17 protein-coding genes and 2 pseudogenes are annotated in these 18935 nt (G+C 72.9%); 6 read left to right on the top strand and 13 right to left on the bottom strand.

What is annotated here, in order from left to right:
- Window positions 1-213: 213 nt before the first annotated feature.
- Window positions 214-876 (top strand): DUF4230 domain-containing protein, encoded by a 663-nt coding sequence (locus ACIF80_RS15365; protein WP_399804376.1) that lies wholly within the window; start codon window positions 214-216, stop codon window positions 874-876.
- A 94-nt stretch (window positions 877-970) separates the two neighbouring features.
- Window positions 971-1513 (top strand): annotated as a pseudogene (locus ACIF80_RS15360) (VanZ family protein); the annotation flags it as partial.
- A 227-nt stretch (window positions 1514-1740) separates the two neighbouring features.
- Here ACIF80_RS15360 and ACIF80_RS15355 read toward each other — a convergent pair.
- The 3 genes from ACIF80_RS15355 to ACIF80_RS15345 form a co-directional block, all read right to left on the bottom strand.
- Entirely contained in the window at window positions 1741-1980 is a 240-nt protein-coding gene (locus ACIF80_RS15355) for a hypothetical protein (RefSeq protein ID WP_399804373.1), read from the bottom strand.
- A gap of 702 nt (window positions 1981-2682) precedes the next feature.
- Complete coding sequence (locus ACIF80_RS15350) at window positions 2683-2955, bottom strand: hypothetical protein (RefSeq protein WP_399804371.1); 273 nt, start codon at window positions 2953-2955, stop codon at window positions 2683-2685.
- A gap of 81 nt (window positions 2956-3036) precedes the next feature.
- Complete coding sequence (locus ACIF80_RS15345) at window positions 3037-4326, bottom strand: ROK family protein (RefSeq protein ID WP_399804368.1); 1290 nt, start codon at window positions 4324-4326, stop codon at window positions 3037-3039.
- Between the two features lie 233 nt (window positions 4327-4559).
- Between ACIF80_RS15345 and ACIF80_RS15340 the strand changes: the two genes are divergently transcribed.
- From ACIF80_RS15340 to ACIF80_RS15330, 3 genes are all read left to right on the top strand, one after another.
- The gene (locus ACIF80_RS15340; RefSeq protein WP_399804365.1) at window positions 4560-5054 is read left to right on the top strand and encodes an FBP domain-containing protein; all 495 of its coding nucleotides are present in this window, start codon (window positions 4560-4562) and stop codon (window positions 5052-5054) included.
- Between the two features lie 135 nt (window positions 5055-5189).
- A complete protein-coding gene (locus ACIF80_RS15335; RefSeq protein ID WP_399804362.1) occupies window positions 5190-6443 on the top strand; it encodes an aromatic acid exporter family protein in 1254 nt (417 codons plus the stop codon).
- A gap of 55 nt (window positions 6444-6498) precedes the next feature.
- Window positions 6499-7563, top strand: a complete 1065-nt coding sequence (locus tag ACIF80_RS15330) for a hypothetical protein (RefSeq protein ID WP_399804359.1) — start codon at window positions 6499-6501, stop codon at window positions 7561-7563.
- Between the two features lie 44 nt (window positions 7564-7607).
- Here ACIF80_RS15330 and ACIF80_RS15325 read toward each other — a convergent pair whose 3' ends face one another.
- Both ACIF80_RS15325 and ACIF80_RS15320 read right to left on the bottom strand, forming a co-directional pair.
- Window positions 7608-8336, bottom strand: a complete 729-nt coding sequence (locus ACIF80_RS15325) for a DUF2470 domain-containing protein (RefSeq protein ID WP_399804356.1) — start codon at window positions 8334-8336, stop codon at window positions 7608-7610.
- Window positions 8337-8424: 88 nt separating this feature from the next.
- A complete protein-coding gene (locus tag ACIF80_RS15320; RefSeq protein ID WP_399804353.1) occupies window positions 8425-9033 on the bottom strand; it encodes a TetR/AcrR family transcriptional regulator in 609 nt (202 codons plus the stop codon).
- Between the two features lie 128 nt (window positions 9034-9161).
- Here ACIF80_RS15320 and ACIF80_RS15315 point away from each other — a divergent pair, with 128 nt between their 5' ends.
- Complete coding sequence (locus ACIF80_RS15315) at window positions 9162-10643, top strand: cytochrome P450 (RefSeq protein WP_399804350.1); 1482 nt, start codon at window positions 9162-9164, stop codon at window positions 10641-10643.
- Between the two features lie 73 nt (window positions 10644-10716).
- Here the strand turns inward: ACIF80_RS15315 and ACIF80_RS15310 are convergent, their stop codons facing one another.
- The 8 genes and pseudogenes from ACIF80_RS15310 to rhaS form a co-directional block, all read right to left on the bottom strand.
- A complete protein-coding gene (locus ACIF80_RS15310; RefSeq protein WP_399804348.1) occupies window positions 10717-11559 on the bottom strand; it encodes a pentapeptide repeat-containing protein in 843 nt (280 codons plus the stop codon).
- A 45-nt stretch (window positions 11560-11604) separates the two neighbouring features.
- Window positions 11605-12552 (bottom strand): RNA polymerase sigma factor SigJ, encoded by a 948-nt coding sequence (gene sigJ / locus ACIF80_RS15305; protein ID WP_399804345.1) that lies wholly within the window; start codon window positions 12550-12552, stop codon window positions 11605-11607.
- Window positions 12553-12570: 18 nt separating this feature from the next.
- On the bottom strand, window positions 12571-13314 hold the full coding sequence (locus tag ACIF80_RS15300; protein ID WP_399804342.1) for a PIG-L deacetylase family protein: 744 nt from the start codon (window positions 13312-13314) through the stop codon (window positions 12571-12573).
- Window positions 13315-13424: 110 nt separating this feature from the next.
- Window positions 13425-14726, bottom strand: coding sequence for an alpha/beta fold hydrolase (locus tag ACIF80_RS15295; protein ID WP_399804339.1), 1302 nt, complete (start codon window positions 14724-14726; stop codon window positions 13425-13427).
- Window positions 14727-14829: 103 nt separating this feature from the next.
- The gene (locus tag ACIF80_RS15290) at window positions 14830-15849 is read right to left on the bottom strand and encodes a LacI family DNA-binding transcriptional regulator (protein WP_399804336.1); all 1020 of its coding nucleotides are present in this window, start codon (window positions 15847-15849) and stop codon (window positions 14830-14832) included.
- Window positions 15850-16050: 201 nt separating this feature from the next.
- Window positions 16051-17079 (bottom strand): annotated as a pseudogene (locus tag ACIF80_RS15285) (BNR repeat-containing protein); the annotation flags it as partial.
- 394 nt (window positions 17080-17473) lie between these two features.
- Entirely contained in the window at window positions 17474-17794 is a 321-nt protein-coding gene (locus ACIF80_RS15280) for an L-rhamnose mutarotase (protein WP_399804334.1), read from the bottom strand.
- A gap of 35 nt (window positions 17795-17829) precedes the next feature.
- Window positions 17830-18915, bottom strand: coding sequence for a rhamnose ABC transporter substrate-binding protein (gene rhaS, locus ACIF80_RS15275; protein ID WP_399804331.1), 1086 nt, complete (start codon window positions 18913-18915; stop codon window positions 17830-17832).
- Between the last annotated feature and the right edge of the window lie 20 nt (window positions 18916-18935).

The following is an 18935-nucleotide window of genomic DNA, read 5'->3' as shown; positions in this document are numbered from 1 at the left end:
CATGCTACTGGTCCCCGGTCCCCGGGCCGCCGCCGTCCGGTCGACGCGGACACTGTCCGGTGACCCCTTCGGCCATCGTTTCGACGACTCGCGCAGGACTCCCGGCACCCCGTGCGCCCCCGCATGCTTCCAGCGGTGTCCTTCAAGCCTCAACTCCCGTGTCTGTTCGGTGCAGTGGGGGGCATTCGGTCACTAGGAAGGAGGGCCGTCACCATGACGACTCCCATCAGGCGCCTCCCCGGGCGCATGCCGGGCTGGGCGAAGGTACTCACCGTGGTGGTGGTGGTGCTCGCCGTGCTCTTCGCCGGGATCCGGCTGAGCGTCCTGCCGGGCCTGAAGGACCTGTTCGGCACGGAGACCCATGACCGCTCCGGTCCCGCGCTGCTGGAATCCATCCAGGACATCAGCCGGTACGACGCGGCGTCCGGCAACTTCCAGGTCGTGGTGGACCTGGAGAAGGACACCAAGTTCCTGCCCGACGCGATCCGCGGCAGCCGCACCCTGTACGTGGGCGCGGGCACCGTCGACGCCTATGTCGACCTCGGAAAGCTCGGCAAGGACGACGTGCGGGTCGACGAGGACCGTACGTCCGCGACCCTGCGGCTGCCGCACGCCCGCCTCGGCACTCCGGCGCTCGACCCCGAGCGTTCCTACGCCGTCTCCAAGGAGCGCGGGCTGCTCGACCGTCTCGGTGACCTCTTCTCGGACAACCCCAACAGCGAACAGGCCGTGCAGAAGCTCGCGGTGCGGCACATCGGCGCCGCGGCGAAGGAGAGCGAACTGACCACCCGTGCCGAGAGCAACACCACGGGGATGCTCGAAGGTCTGCTGCGCTCCCTGGGGTTCACGAAGGTGGACGTCTCCTACGGCGACTGACGGCAGCGGTGTCCGCGCCGGCCCGGCGTGACGACACCGCCCCGGGCGGCCTGCCCATCCCATTCATGACAGCAGTTGACGGTCGGAGGACGGAATGACCCGTACAGCCTCACGCCCGCGCTTCGCGTGGCGCCGGAAGCCGGACAGCGTCCCGCCCGGACGCGGGGGCGGCGGAAGCGAGCGGCGCCCGCTCCCCCTGCCGGTCCGGCTGCTCGTGATGCTCTGTGCCTTCGCGTTCATGGTCGTTTTCGCGGTGGCGCTGGCCCGGCTCACGCTGCAGCCCTCCCCCGCCTCCGAGTCGCTGATCCACACCAATCTGCGTCCCGGCCGTTCCCTGCAGAGCTATCTGGACCAGCCCGCGCTGCGCGACGCCGTCCGCCAGGTCGGCGGCAACCTCCTGCTGGGCGTGCCCTTCGGCGTCCTCGCCCCGGTGCTGGCGCCGCGCACCCGCGGATTCGTGCAGGTGCTGCTGCTGACCGGGATCGTGATGCTGATGGTGGAGTTCGCGCAGGGTGCGCTGATCACCGGACGTGCCTTCGACATCGACGACGTCATCCTGAACACCAGCGGGGCGCTGATCGGATACCTCCTGCTGGGGCGCCGGCTCAGCCGGGCCGTGCACGCGCGCAAGCCGAGGGCCGGGGCCGCGCCGAAAACCAGGGCCAGGGCCAGGGCCAGGCCGGCCACCAAGCCGAAGAGCACACCGGAGGGCACGGCACGGAGCGGACTGCGGGGCAAGCTGCGGGGCAGGGCGAAGGGCAGGGACCGGGCCGGGGCGGGAACCGAGGCGAAGCCCAGGACGGGGAGCAAGGCAAAGGCATGACCGCGGCGGACGCCGGGCAGGACCGGCGTCCGCCGCGGCGCCTACCGGCGCAGAGTCCAGGTGTACCTGTCCCCGCCGACCCAGCGGACCACGTCCGGGTCGTCGAGATCATGGACGGTGATCCCGAACGCGGCGGCGGCCAGCAGCACGTCGGTGATGGTCTTGGCCTCGCCGATCACTTCTCCGTCGATCTCCACGATCCGGAACGGCGGCGTACCGGGCTGCACGCCGAGCACCATGATCCGTGGATGGGCCATGTACGGACTCGCGCTTTCGGTCATGCATACGAGCGTAGAGCGCAAACCGGACGAGCGCGGGTTGCGTGCCGGGGGTGCAAGAGGCCCCGAGCGGGCGCCGGGGCACGCGGGGGCCTTCGGCCGCCGCCCTGCTCCCGTCCCGTCGTACGGCCGCCCGTGCCCTGGGGAACCCGGAGCACGGGGCGCCCCCGTGGCTCCCGCCCGGGCGCTGGAGCGGATCGCCTTTCCAGCTGGAGCGGTCCCCGGCGCCGACACGCCTCGTCCGGGCCTTCCGTACCCCCGCCCGGGTGCTGACCGGCCGGGCGCGGGGGTTCTCTGCGGACCGGTGAGCAGGCCGAGGAGCAGGCCGGTGTGCCCGCCTCGTACCGCTCGCGCGGGGCCCCCGGGCCGGGGTGACGCACATCACCGCAAAGTCGGAGCATTCGGCCGGAACACCTGGAACACACCGGGACCGTCCTCCGTTGAAGAGAACGTGGGTACGGCGGGAACAGTGTCCCCGGGCCTCACCTTCCGCCCACAGGGACGATCGTTCGGCTGAAGCCCTGTGGAGCATTCGCCGAGAGGCGACCGCCTTCCGTACCCACCACCGAGCCGCCCCGACCGTGATTCCCCCGTCACGGTCGGGGCTTCCTCTTTTCCGTCCACGGGTTTTCCATCCCCGGGCGGGCCGAACGGGAGCTTCCCGTCACGCGGGCACGGCCCGTCGTACGGGTCCGCGATGCGCGGCTACGCGGAGGGCTCGTCCGGTACCGGCTGCTCCGGATCGGCGGAGCCCGAGTGCGGTGCGCCCCGCCGGCCGGTCCCGGCCTCGTCCGTGTCGGGGACGTCGGGCTGCCGCTCCGCGGCAGCATCCGGATCGGACTCCTCGGCGGCCGCGTCCTCGGCGACGCCCGGGGCGACCTCCCAGGGGTCCTCGCCCTCGCCCGCCTGCTGGTCGGGCAGATCCCGGGGGATGCCCTGGCCGTTCTCACCCGGTCCTTCGTGGCGGTGGTCGGTCACGGCACGCTCCCTTCTTCCGTAGGCCGTTCCGCTCTTCCCTGCGCGTGCCCACGGGTACCGTCGCGGCACCCGGCGAAACGCTCAGTGCGGCGTCCGTTCCCGCAGGGCTCTGCGCCAGGCGGGCGGCGGGGATTCCGGGTCCGGGTCGGGGCGACGGCCGCCACGGGCGAAGAAGTCGGCGAGCGGCAGGATCGCGGCGCCGACCGTGACGGCGTCGGGGCCGAGGCTGCCCAGCTCGATCGTCACGTTCTCAGCGGGATGGCGCAGCGCGTACGACAGGGCGTGCTTGCGGACGGCGGGCAGGAAACGCGCGCCGAGCTGGAGGCCGGCCCAGCCGCCCATGAGGATGCGTTCCGGCTGGAAGAGGTTGATCAGATCGGACAGGCCGGCGCCCAGGTACTCGGCGGTCTCCTCCAGCACGGTGAGCGCGACCGGGTCGGCGGCGGTGCCGTCGGGCGGGTAGGCGGCGGCGAGCATCGCGGTCAGCGCCGTCTCCTCGTCGGCGCCCCGGGGGACCCGGCCGCCCTCCTCCCGCCACCGGGCGAGCAGCGACTCGGCGCCCGCGTAGGCCTCCAGGCAGCCGAGCGCACCGCAGCGGCAGCGCCGCCCCCGGACCCGTACGGTCAGGTGTCCCCACTCGACCGCGCGGCCGTGCTCCGCCTCCGGGGTGACGAGGCAGGCACCGACGCCGGAGCCGAAGAGCACGACGAGGGCGTTGCGCGCGCCGCGTCCCGCCCCGAACCACATCTCGGCCTGGCCGAGGGTCCTGGCCCCGTTGTCGATGAAGCAGGGCACGCCGTCGGGCAGGGGCGAGCCGCTGCGCAGCAGGGACTCCAGCGCGATGGCGTCCCACCCGATGGTCTGCCCGTGCACGACGGCGCCCCGGTCGGGAGTGTGCTCGACGATGCCGGGGACGCCGATGCCGACGCCGAGCAGCCGCTCGGGGGCGAGGCCGGCGGCGGCGAGCACCTCGGTGATGCCGGCGTGGATGTGGTCGACGATGACGTCGACCTCGTAGCGCTGCTGTTCCAGCGGGCGCTCGGCGCGGGCGAGTTCGGTGAGCGTCAGGTCGAACAGTTCGACGCGGACCCGGGTCTCGCCGACGTCCACGCCGATCATGTGGCCGCTGTCCGGCGTCACCCGGAGCAGGGTGCGCGGACGGCCGCCGTCGGAGTCGACGCTGCCGGCCTCCTCGACGAGTCCGTCACCGATCAGGTCGGCGACGACATTGCTCACCGAGCCGGAGCTGAGCCCGGTCACCGGGCCCAGTTCGAAGCGGCTGAGCGGTCCGTCGAAGTAGAGCCGCTGCAGCACGGCCCTGCGGTTGGCCCGCCTGAGGTCGCGTACCGTGCGCCCGTTCCGCCCCGCCATGTGGCTGCTCCTCCCGAACCCCTGCCCGACCTGCAACATACCGCCGGGAACCGCCTCGGCGCGACTTTTTCGCACCCTTATTTAATGTGGTGAACTAAAGCCGTCCGCCCACTCCGCCCGGGTCCGCCCGAAAAACCGTTGGATCGGGCTCCTTCGGGATCCTTACCGTGGGACGGAAACCCGGGTCTTCCCGGTTTCGGCAGGCCGTACCAGGAGAACCCCGGAGAACCCCCATGAGACCACTCACCGACCAGGACATACGCGGTTCCTTCGTCAATTGCTCGAAGGGTGAGACCAAGCGTCTGTTCGTACCCCGCGACCTCGGGGAGCGGGTCTGGGAGGATCTGGACTTCCTGGGCTGGCGGGATCCGGGTGCGCCCGACCGCACCTACCTGGTCACCGAGCGTGCGGACCAGGGCCGTCTGGTCGGGGTGGCGCTGCGGTTCCAGCCCGCGCGACGCGGCTATCTGCAGCGCAGCATGTGCTCGCTGTGCCTGACGACGCATCCGCGCGGGGGCGTCTCCCTGATGACCGCGCGCCGGGCGGGCGCGGCCGGGCGCGAGGGCAATTCGGTGGGCGCCTACATGTGCGCCGACCTCGCGTGCTCCCTCTATCTGCGGGGCAGGAAGGTGCCGGAGTCGGGAATGCGGATCGAGGAGACCCTCACGCTCGACGAACAGATCGCCCGCACCATGGGACATCTGTACGCCTTCCTCGACAAGGTGTGACGTTCCGGCAGCTCCGGCGGGCCCCCGGTCCGCGAGCGTCCCCCGAGGGTCTCCCGCACGTCACCGCGTCCCCCGCACGACTGCGGAACCTCCCGAAGACGTTCGACGCTTCCGGTGAGGGGGAAGCGTCGAAGGATGCGAGAGGTACGGGAGTGGACGGCGCCGGTCAGGGATTTCGTCAAGCGGCACCGTGATCCGGAGATCGTGCAGATGCTCCGCTCGACGGCCGCGGCCACGGTCTCGTACGTCATCGCGCTGCGGCTCAGCCCGGAGGCCGCCCCGCTCACCGCGCCGCTGACGGCGCTGCTCGTCGTCCAGGTCACGCTGTACTCCACGCTCACCACCGGCTTCCGCCGGGTGAACTCGGTGGTGACCGGGGTGGTCGTCGCCATCCTCTTCAGCCTTCTGGTGGGCCTGACCTGGTGGAGCCTGGGGCTGGTGATCCTGGCGTCGCTGTTCGTCGGACGTCTCGTACGCGTGCACGAATTCGTGCCCGAGGTGGCGATCAGCGCGATGCTGGTGCTCGGCGTGACCTCGGTCGGGGACATGGCGTGGGCGCGCATCCTGGAGACGCTGATCGGCGCCGTGGTCGGACTCTCGTTCAATCTGCTCCTGGCCCCGCCGGTGTGGGTGGAGGAGGCCGGTGAGTCGATCGAGGGGCTGGCCCGGCGGGTGCGGCAGCTGATGCTCCGCCTGGGCGAACAGGCCTCGGGGCAGCCGGCCCACCGTGAGGCGGCGGCACGGCTGCACGAGGCGCGCCGGCTCGATCACGACATCTCCGAGGTGGACGCGGACCTCCGGCAGGCCGAGGACAGCCTGCGGCTCAACCCGCGCGTGCGCGAGGGTCTGCTGCACCGGGTCGTGCTGCGCACCGGGCTGGACACCCTGGAGATCTGCACCGTCGTCCTGCGGGTGCTGGCGCGCACCTTCACCGACCTCGCGAAGGAACGCGAGCCGGGTCCCCTGTTCCCGCCGGAGGCCGGCGCCCTCGTCGAGCAGCTGCTGTCCGAGATCTCCGACGCGGTGGTCAGCTTCGCGGTGCTGGTCACCGCGAGTGTCAGTGAGAGCGCGGAGTCCGCAGAGGACCGGCTCACCGCCGAACTGCGGCAGGCCGCCACCACGCGCGACCGGCTGGCCCGGCTGCTGCTGGAGACGGTGCGCGCGGACGCCCGGCAGTGGCAGCTGTACGGCGCGCTGCTGGCCGAGGCCGACCGCATCCTGGACGAGATGGACACCGAGCACCGCTCGCACCGTCTGATGGAGGAGCTGGACCGGCACACCCGTGAGCAGCGGGAGCGCATGCCCCGGATCACGCGGACGCGGGACCGGCTGCGCGTTCCCGGCCGGCTGCGCCGGAACCGCCGGGGTGCCGCCGGGCGTTCTCAGTGAGGGAAGCCGACGGCGGGCACGCCGCCGGCCACAGGCACACGAAGGGGGCGCGCGGATGGCCGGAACCGATGTGCGGATCGACGGGAACACCCTGCGGCTGCCGGGCGGGGCGGCGGTGCGGTTCGTCCGTACGCTGCGGCTGCCGGAGACGGGCACGCACGCCCTGCCCCCGGGGCTGGGCGAGTTCCCGGTACGGCGGGTCGCGGACTACCCGGACTCGGTGCCCGAGGCCTGGCGGGCGCGCGGCGGCGTGATGCTGCCGGTGTATCTGCGGGAGGCCCTGTGGCTGAGCTTCGCGGGTACGAAGGAGCCGGCCGCGCTGCAGGTGGGGGCCGGCAAGGTGTGCGCGGTCTCGGGCCGCCCGTGGAGCGGCCGGCTGGCCCGCTCGCCGCAGAACTACGTGGTGCTGCCCCGGCAGCGCTGGCTGGACGGCATCAACTCCGGCAAGGGCACGGTCCGCCAGTTCGTGGCCGTGCCGCTGGGCCTGGGCGCGACGGTGGAGGGCCAGGTCACCGGCGAGGAGGTGTGGGGCGGCGTCCAGCTGCAGTCCTTCCCGCTCGGCGAGGGCGCGCTGGCCCGGTGGCGCCGGGCGGAGCAGGAGCGGCTGGAGCGGCAGCGGGCGGAACTGGCCGCCCGGCCGCCGGCCCACGCCGCGGGTTACGGCGCCGCACACGCCATGGCCGCGCCGCCCGCGCCGGGCGCGGCCCCCGCGGGACTCCGCGGCGCGCCCCGGCCCGCCGCCGCGATGGGTCTCGGTGTCGGCGGCTCCATGCGGCAGGAGGTCTACCAGGACGACCGGCCGCTGACGGACTGGGCCGAGCAGCCCTCGGGGCGGGTGTTCGTCCACCTGGTGACGCCTCCCGAGTGGCGGCGCATCACGGGCGAGGCGCCGCCTCCCTCCCCGGTGGACCGGGCCGCCTACACCCGGGCGGGGCTGCCCTGGTTCGACTACTACGACCAGGACGCGCAGGACCTCGGTCCGGCCGGCCCGCTCCAGTCGGTGAAGCCGGTCGGCGACTGGCTCGGGGACGACCACGAGCCCTGGCAGCCGCCGTCGCCGCATCAGGTGAAGCAGCTCGGGGACGCGCCGGGCAAGCCGGTGGAGGACGGTGACTGGTAGCCGCCGGGCACCGGGGCGGGGGCAGGCCGTGTACGCGGCGCCGATCAGCCGTCGCCGTCGGCGCGTTGCCGTTGCAGCGGCCGGGGGCAGGTGACCGCGCTCGCCCGGGAGAGGAGTACGTGCATGCGTTCGGTGAGCTGGCCGAGGTCGTCGGCGGGCCGGTGGAAGGGCAGCCGTACGTCACCGCCCGCGCGGACGCGTTCGATGCGCAGGGTGAGCCCGTGCCGGTCGACGGCGAGCGGCTGGACGCGGACCACGCCGTGCAGGCTGTTCGGTTCGACCAGGCGGGTCAGCCGCTCGACCGCGTCGCCGTGGCAGTCGGCGAGGTGGGTCAGCAGCCGGGCCTCGGCGGTGGCCAGCGGGTCGGGCCGCGCCGCGGCGAACTCGTCCGGATCGACGACGACGGCTCCGGACTCCCGCCGCAGCACCACCCGTGTGGGGCGGAAGGCGAGGTGGTCGTCCTCGGTGGTGAACCAGCCGGCGAGCCACAGCCGGGCGCGGATCCTCTTCCGTACCGGGACGGGTGCGACGTCGGCGAACTCCAGTACGGCGGACGGCTCGCCGCGGGGTGCGCAGATCGCGGCGGTGAGCAGCGCGCTGTCCTCGGGCACGTGCAGCAGGATGCGGCCGTCGTCGGTCACGCCGTGCGCGCCGACGAACTCCTCGCGCGAGCCCTCCGCGGTCACCGCGCAGGACCATGCGGTGGCGAGCACGGAGCGGGCCCGCTCCGCCGCGCCGGGTCCGGCCGTCCAGCCGTGCGTGTCGTCACCCATCCTCGAACCTCCTATTAGGTAAGCCTTGCCTAACCTAGCGAAGATCGAGGCGTACGCCAAGCGGATCACATGACCTTTGCACGGCCTTTCAGGGCGTGAGGACGCCGAGCAGGGCGCGTGCGCACAGGTCGCGCACCTGTTCCCGGCTCAGCTCGGAACCGCGCAGCCACTCCAGGCACACCGCGGTGGTGAAGGCCAGCCAGCCGCGCACGGCGAGGCGCGCGTCCGGCCGCCGCCCGAGCACCGGGCCGAACTCGGGGTCCCCGGCCAGCGCCGCCAGGATCTGCCGCTCCTGCGCGGCCAGAGCCCGGTGGTAGACCCGGCGCACCGTCAGATCCCCTGCCGCCTCGGCACGGTGGAAGGCACGGTAGCCGTGCGCATGCGCCGCCACGTACCCCAGGTACGCGTCGAGCCCCGACGCCAGCTGCTCCCGAACCGGAGCTCCGGGAACCGCCGCGGTCATACGCAGCATCCGGTCGCTCTCGCGCTGCACCACCGCCGCGAAGAAGTCCCGCTTGGTGGGGAAGTAGTGGTACAGCAGGCCTCGCGAGACCCCGGCGATCCCGGCCACCTGCTCGATCCACACGTCGTCGTACGGACTCTCCGAGAACAGCCGGGCGCCGACCGACAGAAGCTGCTCGCGACGCTCCTCGGTGCTGAGCCGGCGCCGCGTGCGCCCGCCCTCGTTCGCGGCCATTCCCGCACCTTACTTGACGCCGGTTCAGCACCGGGACCAGACTGGAAAGGCGTATTGAACCCGCGTACAACACGGGTTTCGCGGGCGCGCACCGCGTCGCAGTCGCTTGCCGGACCGAAGGGGATCGCATGGCGGAGACGACGGCACCGACCGTGCTGCCGAGGGGATTTCGCGGTGCGGAGCAGGGCTGGCCCGCACTGCACCGCATCCCACGTCCTCCCTACCGGGTCCCGCTCGTCGGTGACGTCATCGGTTCGAGCAGAAGCACCCCGGTGCAGGACTCGATGCGGCTCGCCCGCCGGCTGGGGCCGATCTTCCGGCGGAACGCCTTCGGCAAGGAGTTCGTGCTGGTGGCGGGTGCGGACCTGGCGGCCGATCTGGCCGACGAGACACGCTTCGCCAAGCATGTGGGGCTGGGCGTGGCCAATCTGCGGCCGGTCGCGGGCGACGGCCTGTTCACCGCGTACAACCACGAGCCCAACTGGCAGCTCGCCCACGACGTGCTCGCCCCCGGCTTCAACCGCGAGGCCATGGCGGGCTACCACCCGATGATGCTGGCCGTGGCGGAGCGGCTGACCGGCCACTGGGACCGCGCGGCCGGGGCGGGCCGGACGGTGGACGTGCCCGGTGACATGACCAAGCTGACGCTGGAGACGATCGCGCGCACCGGGTTCGGGCACGACTTCGGATCGTTCGAACGGTCCCGGCCGCACCCCTTCGTCACCTCGATGGTCGGCACGCTCGCTCACGCGCAGCGGCTCAACGCGGTACCCGCGCCACTGGCCCCGCTCCTGCTGCGCAGCGCGAGCCGGCGCAACGCCGCCGACATCGGCCGGCTCCACCGGATCGTCGACGAGGTGGTCCGGATCCGGCGCGCGGACGGCGGCGGGGAGGGCGACCTGCTCGACCGGATGCTGGACACCGCGCACCCCGAGTCCGGTGAGCGGCTGTCGTCCGAGAACGTCCGCCGTCAGGTCATCACCTTCCTGGTCGCGGGTCACGAGACCACCTCGGGCGCGCTCTCCTTCGCCCTGCACTACCTCTCCCTGCACCCCGACGTCGCGGACCGTGCCCGCGCCGAAGTGGACCGTGTCTGGGGCGGTTCGGCCATGCCGGGCTACGAACAGGTGGCCAAGCTGCGGTACGTGCGCCGGGTGCTCGACGAGTCGCTGCGGCTGTGGCCGACCGCGCCCGCCTTCGCCCGGGAGGCCCGTGCGGACACCGTGCTGGCGGGGGAGCATCCGATGCGGCAGGGGGCGTGGACGATGGTGCTGACGCCGATGCTGCACCGGGACCCCGCGGTGTGGGGCCCGGACTCCGAGCGGTTCGACCCGGACCGTTTCGACGCACCGGCCGTACGGTCCCGTCCCCCGCACACCTTCAAGCCGTTCGGCACGGGGGCGCGGGCCTGCATCGGGCGGCAGTTCGCGCTGCACGAGGCGACGCTGGTGCTCGGGCTCCTGCTGCGCCGCTACGAGTTGCGGCCCGATCCCGGCTACCGGCTGCGGGTGACCGAGCGGCTGACGCTGATGCCGGAGGGGCTGCGGCTCCGCCCGGAGCGACGGACGGCGCCGGCGCCGGCGCCGGTCGGGCCCTCGGCGGACCAGTAGTGCTTCCCCGGGTCCCGGGTCCGGTGCCGGTCAGCGGGGGCGCCCGGCGTCGCCCGGACCCGCCGGCGCGGTGTCAGGCTTCCGCAGTCCAGTGGGCGGGACGGGTGAGTGTCCCCGGCAGGGTGGTGCCGGCGTTTCCCCGGGCCGCGTTCAGCTGTGGCTGGGTGAGGAAGAACGCCCCGGTGAGATCGGCGTCCGTGAGGTCGGCGTCGCGCAGGTCGGCGCCGATCAGGTCCGCGCCCCGCAGGTCGGCGCCGGTGAGGTCGGCCGCGATGAGGTAGGCGCCGCGCAGACTCACTCCGCGCAGGTCGGCCCCCTTGAGGCGGGCGCCCATGAGATCGGCGCCCCGACGGTCCTTCCGGCGCCCGCGCACTCCGGAGCGGACCAGTTCGCTGGCCTTCAGCAGCAGCACGTTGACGTCCTGCCGGTGCGCGCCCACGTCCAGCTCCCCCAGCTCCTGCGGGGTCCCCCGGGTGAGCCGCTCCGTCGTCTCCAGCGCACGGCGCAGGTCCGCGTGCACGGGGCGGGCCGCGGGCAGGGCGAGCGCCTCGGTCAGGTACCACAGCAGCTCGTGCAGCTGCCGGACGACCGGGAAGACGTCGAACATGCGGCGGGCCCGCTCCGGTGGCAGGGTGCGCCAGTCCTCTCCGCCGAAGGTGACCTGCGAGACCTTCTGCCCGGCGCCGAAGCAGTCGTACACCGTGCAGCCGCTGAACCCCTCCTGCCTCAGCCGTGCGTGGATACCGCAGCGGTGGTCCTCGCGCAGGTTCCGGCAGGGCCGGCCGGCCTGCTTGTCCACCGCGAAGGCGGCGGAGGCGGCGAACGGCAGAGCGACGCAGCACAGCCCGAAGCACTGGGCGCAGTCACCGCGCAGTCCGGGGCCGCCGGTCTTCGGTTCCGACATGCCGTTCAGCATACGGAACGCGGAACGGGTGCCGGACCGTACCCCCGTGGGCGGGGCTCATCCCGTGAGGCCGGGCACCTCCAGACGGTCGAGCCGCTCGGGGTCGGCGAGGATGTACATGCCGGTGATGCGGCCGTCGGTGACGGTGACGGCCATGACCGAGTTGAGCCGGCCCTCGACCACGCTGACGAGGCCCACGGAGTCGTTGACCATGACCTGCTGCGCGGCCGCGGTGTACCGGGCGAACAGGAGCGCCGACTCGGCGACCGCCCTCGCGCCCCGGAGCGCCTTGGACACGGCGGCGCCGCGGACCAGAGTGCCCGCGTCCGCCCTGAGGGTCACGTCCGGGTGGAGGACCGCGACCAGTGCGTCGAAGTCACCGCCGCGTGCGGCGGCCATGAAGGCGTCGAGCACCCGCTTCTGCCGGCCTAGGTCGGGATCGGACGACGGGGTGGCGTCCCGGACCCGGCGGCGGGCGCGGCTGGCGAGCTGCCGGGTGGCGGCCGGGCTGCGCTCCACCACCGGGGCGATGTCGTCGAACGGCACGGCGAACATGTCGTGCAGCACGAACGCCAGGCGCTCGTCCGGCTCCAGGTTCTCCAGGACCACCAGCAGGGCCACGCCGACCGAGTCGGTCCGGAGGGCCTCCTGTTCCGGGTCGGCCGGTGCGAGGGATCCGAGCACCGGGTCCGGGACGAAGGTCTCGTCGATCGGCTGCTCCCGGCGCGCGGTGCGCGACCGCAGCAGGTCCAGGCAGATCCGGCCGGTCACGGTGGTGAGCCAGCCGCCGAGGTTGGCGATGGTGGCGGGGTCCGTCCGGCCCAGCTTCAGCCAGGCCTCCTGCACGGCGTCGTCCGCCTCGGCCCGCGAGCCGAGCATGCGGTAGGCGACCGCTGTGAGACGCCCGCGGTGCGCCTCGAAGCGCCGGGCCAGCGCGTCCCGGCCGCCCGCGTCCGTACCCGCCTGCCCCACTCCCGCTCCGGCGCCCCCGCCCGTCTCGTCCATGCCGTCACCCCTCACCCGTCACCGGGAGAACAGCTCGAAGGAGACCGCGGGCCGGTCGCCGAACCGCTTGCCCGTCTCCCGGGCGTTCTCCGTCAGGAAGCCGCGCACGTACTCCTCGGGATCCTGGTCGGTCAGCGCCTCGATGTAGGCGCGGTGTTCCAGCAGCGAGCGCACCGCCCTGTCCAGGCCGTCCGTCGCGTCCACGGCGTGGGTGGGGGTGCTGGAGCCCGCCACCGCGACCCAGCGGACCCCGTCCCAGGGCTCGAGGCCCTGCTCGGTCAGTTCCGGGAAGATCCACCGGTTGCCGGCGTCACCGGCCGCGTCGAGCACCGCGCGTCCGACGGCCACGTGGTCCGGGGTGTTCCAGAAGGTACCGCCCCAGGTGTCGCGGTGGTTCAGGGTGATCACCAGCTCGGGGCGGTGGCGGCGGACGGCGGCGGCGATGTCCCGGCGCAGGGCGGTGCCGTACTCGATGACGCCGTCCCGGTGGTCCAGGAACTCCACCGCCGACACGCCGACCACGGCCGCGCTCGCCCGCTGCTCCCGCTGCCGGAGCGGGCCGCACTCGGCGGGGGCCAGGGTGTCGATGCCCGCCTCGCCGCGGGTCGCCAGCACATAGGCGACCTCGCGGCCGGCGTCGGTCCAGGACGCGATCGCCGCCGAGCAGCCGTACTCCAGGTCGTCGGGGTGGGCGACCACGGCCAGCGCGCGCTGCCAGTCGTCGGGCATGGGGGCGAGTTGAGCGGGCGTCACCTCGGTCATGCCCGCAGCCTAGCCCTCACCCCCGACAACGCCCCGGGACGCGGCACAGCGCACGCGCCACGCACAGCGAACGCGCCACGCACAGCACACGCGCCGCACGGCGTGAGGGCTCACACCTCGTCGCGGGCCATCGCCAGCAGCCGGTCCAGTACGCGGGGGCCGCCCGCGCGGATGCCGTCGTGCTCGAACTCGTCGGTGACCCAGGTGCGCAGGCCGCGGACCGCCCGCGCGGTGCGCAGCGAGTGGGCCGTGTCGACGTACATGTCGTCGTGGTAGACGGCCGCCACGGCCGGGACCTCGTTGGCGGCGAGGCGGGCCGGGTCGTACAGGGGGGTCCAGTCGGTGCGGGCGGCGAGCAGTTCGGCGGTCTCGCGCAGTGGGCGCAGCGCGGGGTCGCAGTCGAACATCCAGGGGTGCACGGACTCCCCGGTGAACAGCAGCGGCCCGTCGCCCGCGAGGGCCTTCTCCGCGTCGAACCGCGGGAACTCGGCCCGGACCCGTTCGGCCGACCAGGCGGTGGGCCGGGTGTCCTGGCCGTAGATCGGCTCGTGGATGAGTGCGTACAGGGGATGGCCCGCGTACGAGAGCAGGCCCTGTGCCTGCTCCTGGAACGCGTCGGAGAGCGCCGGGCCCGCCGGGGTGGGGACGAAGGCGTCCTCCAGGAGGTGGTGCAGCTGGTGGCTGCCGTCGCCGCCGCCCAGTATGCGGCCCAGGGACTGGAACGCCTCGACGGTGAACCGGTAGCCGTTCGGGAGGACGACCTCGTGGTCGAGGAGGTGCCCGGCGATGCGACGGGCGCGTTCGACGTCCTGCGGGTAGCGGGCGTAGTGGGCGGCGACCTTGCGTTCGATGCGCGGGTAGGCGGCCCGGTAGACGTCGTCGGCGTGGGCGTCCAGGGAGGGCAGGCCGCCCGTGATCACGGCGGTGTCGAGGCCCTCGGGCGCGGTGGAGAGGTAGGCGACGGTGCAGAATCCGCCGAAGCTCTGGCCCAGGACCGTCCAGGGGGCGCCGCCGGTGACCTGCGGGCGGATCGCCTCGCAGTCGCGGACGATCGAGTCGGCGCGGAAGCGGGTGAGGTAGTCGGCCTGCTCGGCGGGGCCGCCGCGCAGCGGGAGCGTCTGCCGGTTGGCGGGGGTGGAGCTGCCGGTGCCGCGCTGGTCGAGCAGCAGGACGCGGTACTCCTTCAGGGCCCGGCCGAGCCAGGACGGCTTCCCGACGAATCGGTTCGCCCCGAATCCGGGGCCGCCCTGGAGGTACAGCAGCCACGGCAGCTCCTGGCCCGCCCGGTCGCCGGCGACGACCTCCCGTGCGTACAGCTCGATCGTCTCCCCCGAGGGCACGTCGTGGTCGAGGGGGACGGTGAAGCGGCGGTCGGTGAGGACCACGCCGGGCTGGCGGTAGCTGACGGTCAACGGGGCTCCCGGGACGAACGGACGGTCGGACCGCGACCCAGTTCAGCACATGGCCGTCCGGCCGTCGGACCCGGGATCACGGCATGCCCGCGGGGCCCGCTGGTCAGCGGGCCGACAGGCTGGAGCGCCGGACGACGAGTTCCGGGCGCAGCACGACCCTGCGGTGTTCGTGGGGCGCGGCCCCGGCCTCCGTCTCCTCGAGCAGCAGTTCCGCCGCCAGTGCGCCCATCGTGACGGCGGGCTGGCGTACGGAGGTGAGGGGGACGGCCGCGGCGGCGGCGAACTCGATGTCGTCGTAGCCCACGATCGCCAGGTCGTCCGGGACGCCGACCCCGGCCGCGTACATCGCCTGGAGCACGCCGAGGGCGAGCAGGTCGTTGGCGCAGAAGACGGCGGTGGGGCGGTCGGCGAGCCCGAGCAGCCGCGCGCCCGCGTCCCGTCCGGCGGCGACGTCGAGCCGCTCGGTGGGCAGTTCGCGCAGGGCTTCGGGGCCGAGGCCGGCCTCGGCGAGGGCGTTCAGCGCGCCGGTGCGCCGGTCCCTGACCTGGTTCAGGCCGGGCGGCCCGCTGACGTAGGCGAGGGACCGGTGCCCCGCGTCGACGAGGTGCCGCACGGCCAGCGCGCCGCCGGCGACGTCGTCCACGGAGACCGAGCACTCGGTGGTGCCCTCCGCGACGCGGTCGACCAGGACGAAGGGGATGCCGTGCCGGCGGAAGGCCTCGATGTTGCGGCCGGTGGCGTCGGCCGGGGTGAGCAGCACGCCCCGTACCCGCTGCTCGGCGAAGAGGGAGAGGTAGTCGGCCTCCTCGCTCGCGTCCTGTGCGCTGTTGCAGACCATCACGCCGAGGCCGGCCGCTCGCGCGGCGCGTTCGGCACCGCGCGCCACGTCGACGAAGAACGGGTTGCCCATGTCGAGGACGAGCAGGCCCATGATCCGGCTGCGGCCCGCGCGCAGTTGGCGCGCGGACTCGCTGCGGACGTAGCCGAGCCGGTCGATGGCGGACAGCACCCGGGCCCGGGTCTCGGCGGCGACCGTGTCCGGGCGGTTGATCACGTTGGAGACCGTGCCGACGGAGACTCCGGCGACGCGGGCGACGTCCTTGATACCCACCGACTGGGCCATCGGGCAGGGACCTCCGAGGAGACGAGGGGCGGAAGGCGAGGGGCGGCCGGTGGTCGTTCACATTACCGGCCCGGCCGCCTTGCGATCGGCGGTGGTCGGGCCGGGCGGGACCGGTCGGCGGTGCGGACGGGGGTCGGGTGGAGGTCAGGAGGTCGGAGGTCGGGCGGGCGGGGTCGGGCGGGCGGGGTCAGGCGGACGGGGTCAGGCGGGCAGCCGGAAGTCGGCGACGTGCAGCGCCGAGGGGGCGGTGCCGGTGGACCGCTCCTGGTACATGACCGACAGCACGCCGTCCTGTGCCGGCCGGGTCTCGTCGATGAGGACCTCGCCGAAGGCGTTCAGGCCGGCGCCGTCGTACAGCAGGGTCCAGTCGGTGTGGTCCGAGGCCGCGGAGGCTCCGGCGATCCGGCCGTAGCGGAGGATCGCGTAGGCGTTGTCGTACCGGTCGAGGAGCAGCCGGGTGCGCTGGCTGGAGTTCAGGGGGACGGGGATCTCGGTCTTGCGCCAGGTGCCGGAGGCGGTGCGGCGGACGTGGAAGGCGCGGCCGTTCGCGATGCGGTCGGCGACGTAGTCGGTGGTGCACTGGCCGAAGCGGCCGGGGACGTAGCTGATGATCGCGTGCGGCCGGCCGGCGGAGTCGGTGGACTGGCTCTCCCGGTTCATCAGGGAGTGGTCCGGGTTCAGCGGGTCGACGACCAGGCCGGGGTCGGTGACGGAGACCCGGTCGGCGGTGCCGGTGGTGGCGACGACGGCGCCCGCGTCGTTGCGCCAGGTGCGGCCGCGGTCGTCGGAGTGGACGTAGCCGGTGTCGTGGTTGGTGATGCCGCCGGGGCTGCACATGACGGCTCCGTTCTGCTCCCGCCAGGTGAAGAAGGCGCGCAGGCGGCCTCTTCGGTCGTAGTCGATGCCGTGCAGGTACGTGTTGCGGGCGGTGGAGGAGCCGTGCTCGCCGCGGTAGGTGCCGGTGGAGGCGGTCCACTCCCCCAGTGCCGTCCAGCGGGTGCCGTCGTACTCGGCCAGCGCGTTGCGCCCGTTGCCCGAGTCGCCGGCGCGGTAGCTGAGCTGGAGCCGGCCCTCGGGGGTGGAGACGAACTGGGGGTAGGTGAACTGCGAGGTGAGGGCGAGGCCGTCGAGCGTGGACTGCGGGGCGCCGAAACGGCCTGCGGTCCAGCTGAGCCCGGAGGGGTCGTCCATGAGTCCGGCGGTGGACTTGACGTAGGTGAAGCCGTCGGTCCGGTCCGAAAAAGGCCATGGAGATGACGTTTTGACATCCTCCCTTGGCTGAAGCCGAGGGATTCCAGCCCTTGCAGACTGAGGTTCACGGGCGCTCGAACCCTTACGGGCCGTCACCCCTCCGGCGTGTCCCGCCGCGACGCGTGCGATGCTCATCCGTGCGCTTGCTTGGTTATCGCCGAGCGCGGATTCGACTGTACTGACCGCCGCGGAATGCGTCCAATCGTCCCGGTGGCGAGGGGTCATTCCCGGTCCGGCTGGCCGGGAAGCCACATTCGCCCCAGCCCTGAGGGGCCGAGCCCTCTGCGGTTCGCCTGCGGCAACCGCACCTGCCACGGCTCCGGCCGGCAGGGTGCGTCGTCTCATCTCGGGGCTCCTCGGGCGGGGTCCGTGGTCAGGCGAGGTGGAAGACTTCGGTGAGCGGTTTCATCGCCTCGTCCGGGCGGGTGCCGTCGAGGGTCTCGAAGAGGGGGGCCATCTCCGCCTGCCAGCGGGCGTTGACGCCGGTGGCCTCCATGGCGGAGCGGGCGGCCTCGAAGTCCGGGGTCTCGAGGTAGCCGACGAGGAGGCCGTCGTCGCGCAGGAAGAGGGAGTAGTTGTGCCAGCCGGTGGCCGAGAGCGCCTCGCACATCTCGGGCCACACGGCGGCGTGACGTTCGCGGTACTCGGCGATCCGGTCCTGGCGGACCTTGAGCAGGAAACAGACGCGTTGCATGAAGTACCGCTCCTTCAGTGCGAGGTGACTGCGGATCAGAAGTCGAAGTCGTCGATGTTCTTCGCGTTGAAGACGGTGGGCTTGCCGAGGTTGATCACGCCGTCCTTGCCGATGGTGTACTCGCCCATCGCGCCGGCCTCGAAGGTCTCGCCCTCCTTGCCGGTGATCTGGCCGGAGGCCAGGGCCACGGCGGTGCGGGCGGCGAGTTCGCCGAGCTTGGCCGGGTCCCACAGCTCGAACGCCTCGACGGTGCCGTTCTTGACGTACTTGCGCATGTCGTTGGGGGTGCCGAGGCCGGTCAGCTTGACCTTGCCCTTGTACTTGGAGCCGGACAGGTACTGGGCGGCGGCCTTGATGCCGACGGTGGTCGGGGAGATGATCCCCTTCAGGTTCGGGTACTCCTGGAGCAGGCCCTGGGTCTGCTGGAAGGACTGCTGGGCGTCGTCGTTGCCGTAGGCGACCTCGACCAGCTTGATGTCCTTGTACTTGGGGTCCTTGAGTTCGTCCTTCATGAACTCGATCCAGGCGTTCTGGTTCGTCGCGGTCTGCGCGGCGGACAGGATCGCGATCTCGCCCTTGTGGCCGATCTGTTCGGCGAGCAGCTGGACCTCGGTGCGGCCCAGGTCCTCGCCGCTGGCCTGCGAGACGAAGGCGTTGCGGCAGTCGGCGGTGGTGTCGGAGTCGTAGGTGACGACCTTGATGCCGTTCTTCATGGCCTGCTTGAGGGCGGTGCACAGCGCGCCGGGGTCCTGCGCGGAGACGGCCATGGCGTCGACCTGCTGCTGGGTGAGCGTGTTGACGTAGGAGACCTGGCCGGCGGTGTCGGTGGCGCTGGAGGGACCGACCTCCTTGTAGCTGGAGCCCAGCTCCTTGACGGCCTTCTCGCCGCCCTTGTCGGCGGTGGTGAAGTAGGGGTTGTTGACCTGCTTGGGCAGGAAGCCGACGGTCAGGCCCTTCTTCGTGGGCGCGTTCGGGTCGGCCTTGCCGGCCGTGGCGGCCTGGCCGCCGCCCTCGTTCTTGACGTCGTCCTTGGTGGTGCCGCCGCAGGCGGTGGCGGCCAGGGCGAGGGAGGTGACGGCGGCGAGGACCGCACAGGTACGGCGGAGGGAGGACGTGCGCATGGTGGGTTCCTTAAGGGGCG

This window comes from Streptomyces sp. NPDC085927 (genome assembly GCF_044540975.1).
Taxonomy (GTDB): domain Bacteria; phylum Actinomycetota; class Actinomycetes; order Streptomycetales; family Streptomycetaceae; genus Streptomyces; species Streptomyces hirsutus.
This window is presented reverse-complemented; position numbering and strand designations above follow the sequence as displayed.

Bases quoted from the DNA above. Each gene is read 5' to 3' on its own strand.
- ACIF80_RS15365 (WP_399804376.1), top strand. From the start codon at position 214: ATGACGACTCCCATCAGGCGCCTCCCCGGGCGCATGCCGGGCTGGGCG.
- ACIF80_RS15355 (WP_399804373.1), bottom strand. From the start codon at position 1,980: ATGACCGAAAGCGCGAGTCCGTACATGGCCCATCCACGGATCATGGTG.
- ACIF80_RS15345 (WP_399804368.1), bottom strand. From the start codon at position 4,326: ATGGCGGGGCGGAACGGGCGCACGGTACGCGACCTCAGGCGGGCCAAC.
- ACIF80_RS15340 (WP_399804365.1), top strand. From the start codon at position 4,560: ATGAGACCACTCACCGACCAGGACATACGCGGTTCCTTCGTCAATTGC.
- ACIF80_RS15335 (WP_399804362.1), top strand. From the start codon at position 5,190: ATGCGAGAGGTACGGGAGTGGACGGCGCCGGTCAGGGATTTCGTCAAG.
- ACIF80_RS15330 (WP_399804359.1), top strand. From the start codon at position 6,499: ATGGCCGGAACCGATGTGCGGATCGACGGGAACACCCTGCGGCTGCCG.
- ACIF80_RS15325 (WP_399804356.1), bottom strand. From the start codon at position 8,336: ATGGGTGACGACACGCACGGCTGGACGGCCGGACCCGGCGCGGCGGAG.
- ACIF80_RS15320 (WP_399804353.1), bottom strand. From the start codon at position 9,033: ATGGCCGCGAACGAGGGCGGGCGCACGCGGCGCCGGCTCAGCACCGAG.
- ACIF80_RS15315 (WP_399804350.1), top strand. From the start codon at position 9,162: ATGGCGGAGACGACGGCACCGACCGTGCTGCCGAGGGGATTTCGCGGT.
- ACIF80_RS15310 (WP_399804348.1), bottom strand. From the start codon at position 11,559: ATGCTGAACGGCATGTCGGAACCGAAGACCGGCGGCCCCGGACTGCGC.
- sigJ (WP_399804345.1), bottom strand. From the start codon at position 12,552: ATGGACGAGACGGGCGGGGGCGCCGGAGCGGGAGTGGGGCAGGCGGGT.
- ACIF80_RS15300 (WP_399804342.1), bottom strand. From the start codon at position 13,314: ATGACCGAGGTGACGCCCGCTCAACTCGCCCCCATGCCCGACGACTGG.
- ACIF80_RS15290 (WP_399804336.1), bottom strand. From the start codon at position 15,849: ATGGCCCAGTCGGTGGGTATCAAGGACGTCGCCCGCGTCGCCGGAGTC.
- ACIF80_RS15280 (WP_399804334.1), bottom strand. From the start codon at position 17,794: ATGCAACGCGTCTGTTTCCTGCTCAAGGTCCGCCAGGACCGGATCGCC.
- rhaS (WP_399804331.1), bottom strand. From the start codon at position 18,915: ATGCGCACGTCCTCCCTCCGCCGTACCTGTGCGGTCCTCGCCGCCGTC.